This window comes from uncultured Campylobacter sp. (assembly GCF_938018145.1).
In the GTDB taxonomy this organism is placed as follows: domain Bacteria; phylum Campylobacterota; class Campylobacteria; order Campylobacterales; family Campylobacteraceae; genus Campylobacter_A.
Genome location: NZ_CALIII010000297.1, coordinates 1 through 4301, shown reverse-complemented (window position 1 = coordinate 4301; position 4301 = coordinate 1). Strand labels below are relative to the sequence as shown.

Annotated in this window: 2 protein-coding genes and 1 pseudogene; all 3 read right to left on the bottom strand. The window is 47.7% G+C overall.

Annotation, left to right across the window (positions count from 1 at the left end):
• Positions 1-155 precede the first annotated feature (155 nt).
• The gene (locus Q0338_RS06935) at positions 156-1037 is read right to left on the bottom strand and encodes a methylenetetrahydrofolate reductase (RefSeq protein ID WP_298086118.1); all 882 of its coding nucleotides are present in this window, start codon (positions 1035-1037) and stop codon (positions 156-158) included.
• 226 nt (positions 1038-1263) lie between these two features.
• On the bottom strand, positions 1264-3537 hold the full coding sequence (gene metE / locus Q0338_RS06930; protein ID WP_298086117.1) for a 5-methyltetrahydropteroyltriglutamate--homocysteine S-methyltransferase: 2274 nt from the start codon (positions 3535-3537) through the stop codon (positions 1264-1266).
• 463 nt (positions 3538-4000) lie between these two features.
• A pseudogene (locus Q0338_RS06925) lies at positions 4001-4301 on the bottom strand (dipeptidase); the annotation flags it as partial.

The window sequence follows — 4301 nt, the reverse complement described above, 5'->3', positions numbered from 1 at the left end:
AAATGGCTCGTAAAGCCCGTCGTTTAGGAGCGCGCTTGATAGCGCAAAAAGGGCTGGCGCGGCGATCAGGACGGCAGCTGCGCGCATGAGTTTTTTGAGCGCGTTGGCACGTTTTACCTTGGCGTAGAGTTCGTCCGTATCCGCCATCCTCGCTCCTAAATTTGCCTAAACTCGCGAGCTAGCTCTAGGCTCGCCTCGATCTCGGCACGCTTAGCCATCACGCTTTCGATGTTTGCGCTCAAATTTAGCCCGTTTTCGTCGCCGAATTTCTTTAGCTCGCGCCAAATTTCTTTGATTATCTCGCAACTTTGCGCCAGATAGTCCTCGCTAGCGTTTAGACGCGCCTCAACCGCGCTAGGCACGCTAACGCCCAGCCACTTGATAAACTCTAGAGTTTTTGGGTTGCCCACCGTTGAAAACGTGAGAAATATCGGCTCGGTTATCTTTGCGGCCGCGCAGTCCTCTAAAAATTTACGCGTCATCTGTGCGTCAAAAATCGCCTGCGAGATGAAAAACTTCGCCCCAGCCGCGATCTTTTCGCGCATTCTTTGCGGTTCGTCGCCCTTTTTGGCGTGACGTTCGGCGATACACACTCCGCCGACGGCTAAATTTTCAAATTCGCCCGCGATCTCGTACGCGCGAGCCAAATTTAACCGAACTTTTTGCGAGCTAGACGTAGCTCCGACGAGTACGTTTAGATTTGAGCTTTGAGCCGCAATCGCCGCGCGAAATGCGTCCTCGTCGTAGCCGCTAGCCACGCGGTAAAAGACGCTTGGCGTCGCGACGTTTAGGTAGTCTCGGTAGTAGGTTTCGGGACTTAGCGTGCCGCTAAACTCAAACGTCCGCTCGCTTTCGTTTCTCTCGCTCTCGTCTTGCACCTCGTAAAGTACGAGCCCGTCAGCATTTATGCTCTCTATCCTGCCCGTCCAGCGATCCGAGATGTCGCGCAGCTTAGCCTCGTCAAATTCGGCCTTGGGCGGCGTTAGTCCGTAGAGCACGAGCCCCTTTTCTTTGTTTAAAATTTTTTCTTTTAGCATGAAATTTCCAAATTTAAAATGTAGAAAACCGCGCCGTTTGCGGTTAAATTTATGCCGTGGCGGCGCGTGCGCAGGATAAATTATTCGCCGCGACCGACAAATTTGCTCCGCGTCAAATTTGAGCCGGTTTTAAACCTGAGCTCAAAATTTGAGCTAGCAAAGCCGCTCTCACCGCAAATTTAAGCGGCAAAAGCGGCAAATTTAGCCGAGTCGCAAGCGGTCGAAACTATGAATTTCTTACGATTTTGACGGCTTCGACCATATTTTTTAGGCTCGGCTCGACCTCTTCCCATTTGCGCGTTTTTAGGCCGCAGTCCGGGTTGATCCAGAGCTGTTCTTTCGGCAGAACCTCGAGTAGCGCGCGGATCTGGCGCACGATCTCGTCGGTGCTAGGAACCCGCGGGCTGTGGATGTCGTATACGCCAGGGCCGACTTCTTGTTTGTAGCCGACGGATTTAAAGATCTTTAGCAGTTCGTTGCCGCTGCGAGCGGTCTCGATGCTGATGACGTCGGCGTCCATCGCCTCGATCGTCTTGATGATGTCGTTAAACTCGGAGTAGCACATATGCGTGTGGATCTGCGTTTTAGGCTCGGCCGAGCTAACGGAAAGTTTAAAGCAATCAACCGCGAATTTCTCGTACGCAGGGATGTTTTCGGCGCGTAGCGGATAGCCCTCTTTAAACGCCGCTTCGTCCACTTGGATGATGCGGATGCCGGCATTTTGCAGGTCTGCGATCTCGTCAAATATGCAAAGCGCAAGCTGCTTAGCCACTTCGCTGCGAGGCAGGTCGTCGCGCACGAAGCTCCAGTTTAGCATGGTTACAGGTCCAGTTAGCATGCCCTTCATTATGCGGTTAGTGCGGCTTTGGGCGTATTTCATCCACTCGACGGTCATCGCTTTTGGGCGGCTCACGTCGCCAAAAAGTAGAGGCGGTTTCACGCAGCGGCTGCCGTAGCTTTGTACCCAGCCGTTCTCGCTAAATGCATACCCTTCGATCTGCTCGCCGAAATACTCGACCATGTCGTTTCGCTCAGGCTCGCCGTGAACTAGTACGTCTAGGCCGATATCTTCTTGAAATTTGACGCAGTCGTCGATGTATTTTTTGATACCGGCTTCATACGCGCTCGCGTCGATCTCGCCTTTTTTGAAGTTTTGGCGAAGCACTCTTAGCTCGACGGTTTGCGGGAAGCTACCTATCGTCGTAGTCGGCAGGATGCCGTAGTTTAGGCTTTCGCGTTGGATTTTGATGCGATCTTCAAATTTATCTTCACGCTCAAATTTGACTAGATTTTTCACGCGGTTTTGCACACTTGAGGAGTGGATCAAATTTGACGTCGCGCGCGTTTTAACCGCAGCTTTGTTCTCTTCGTAAATTTTCCTTTCAGCCGCGTTTAGCGCTACGCCGTTAGCTAGTTTGGTTATGATTTTGATCTCGTCTAGTTTTTCTACGGCAAAGCTCAGCCAGCTTTTGACCTCGGAGTTTAGTTTTTCTTCGTATTTTAGGGTATATGGCACATGAAGCAGCGAGCAGCTAGGTCCGACGTAGAAATCTTTGCCGCCGATTTTTTCGCCGATCTCGCGGACTAAATTTACCTTTTCGTCGATGTTGCTTTTCCAGATATTTCGTCCGTCGATGACGCCAGCAAATAGCGTTAAATGGCTATTTTTGATAGTTTCAAGCGCTTCGAAATTTCTTTTGCCGTGAACGAAATCTAGTCCGATACCGTAAATTTTAGTTTTTGCTACCTCGGCAACCGCCTTTAGCGCGTGCTCGAAGTACGTCATAAATACGATTTTTACGTTGTTTGCAGCTTCGGCTAGCTCGTTATACACCTTACCGATGACGCTAAGTAGGATTTCTTCGTTTTTATCGGTCGCAAAAATCGGCTCGTCAAACTGCACCAAAATCTCATCGTCAAGCGTAGAAAGTAGCTCAAGAAGCTTTTTGTATTCGGCGACTAGAGCGTTTAGGTTTTTAAACGGGCAGCTGCCGTCGGTGGTCTTTGAAAGCGCCAAAAACGTGATAGGGCCGATCAAATTTACCTTGCCTTTTACGCCCGCAGCCTTTGCCTCTTCGTATTCGGCAAGGATTTTTGACGCGTCTAGCTTAAAGGTCGTCTCGGCGCTAAGCTCAGGCACGATGTAGTGGTAGTTTGTGTTAAACCACTTCGTCATCTCCATCGCTACGCCCGTTTTGTTACCGCGCGCGCAGGCAAAATACTGCTCGCGTCCGCTAAGATTCGCAAATCTAGGCGGTACGGCGCCAAACGCAACGATGCTATCAAGCATCAAATCGTAAAATGAAAAATCATTTACGCTGATAGCCGAAATTTCGGCGTCTTTTTGGTATTGCCAGTGTCTGTTTTTTAGCGTTTTAGCGACGCTTAGCAAATTCTCCTCGCTAAAGCCCTCTTTGCCGGCCCAAAGACCCTCAAGCGCGCGTTTTAGCTCTCTTTTTTCTCCGATTCGCGGGAAACCCGTAACATAACTTTTTATCATTTTGATTCCTTTAAATTTTGATTTTTTATTTTTAAATTTTATGCGCTATAAGCTTGCTATTTTGAAAAGAGCGAGCTTAGAAACGGCGGGTGGCAACCCGATTTTCTCAAACTGAAATAAAATTTATAAAAAACCCTGCTAAATAAATTTCGTCCAAATTTCAGATGCTGCTTCGCTTTGTTTTTAAAAATGCAATTACAATGCGCCCTTCGCGGCGATAGAAATAAATTTATATTAATGTTTAAAAACGTGAAATTATTTAAAAATTTGGCTGTTTTTTTAAAGTCGTTTGCGGTTTTTTTGCTAAGATTAAAGAGTCTCAGGCATGGGGCAAGGCATTAAGCTCATCCTTTTGGGGTCAAATTTGAGCCGTATTATAAAGATTTTTAAAAAATAAATCAAGAAGTTTTTATCAAATTCGGGCTAAATTTGAGGCAGGCCGCAGCCCGCCCCTTAAATTTGCCTAGTCTTTTTTGCCTTTGTTTAGCGATTTTAGCTTGGCGTCGGTGTCGTCGGTTAGCATCGTGAAGATTTCGTTAGTCAAATTTTGCGTTAAAGCCTTGGCTTCCTTCATCATATTTATCGAAAATTCGTTTAGCAGCTTGTTTGCTTTGGCTTTGTCTTTTTTGTAGAGTTTGACGTATTCGTCTTCAAATTTAGCCTGTTTGACCGCGAGCGCGTCCTCAAACTCCTTGTAAGCCTTTTTTACGACAGGCGAATACTTATCGTAGTCCATCATCACGAGAGTTTGCAGCTTTCTATAC

What these genes read in the sequence shown, in the direction of transcription:
- Q0338_RS06935 (WP_298086118.1), bottom strand. Translation starts at nt 1,037, where the DNA reads ATGCTAAAAGAAAAAATTTTAAACAAAGAAAAGGGGCTCGTGCTCTAC.
- metE (WP_298086117.1), bottom strand. Translation starts at nt 3,537, where the DNA reads ATGATAAAAAGTTATGTTACGGGTTTCCCGCGAATCGGAGAAAAAAGA.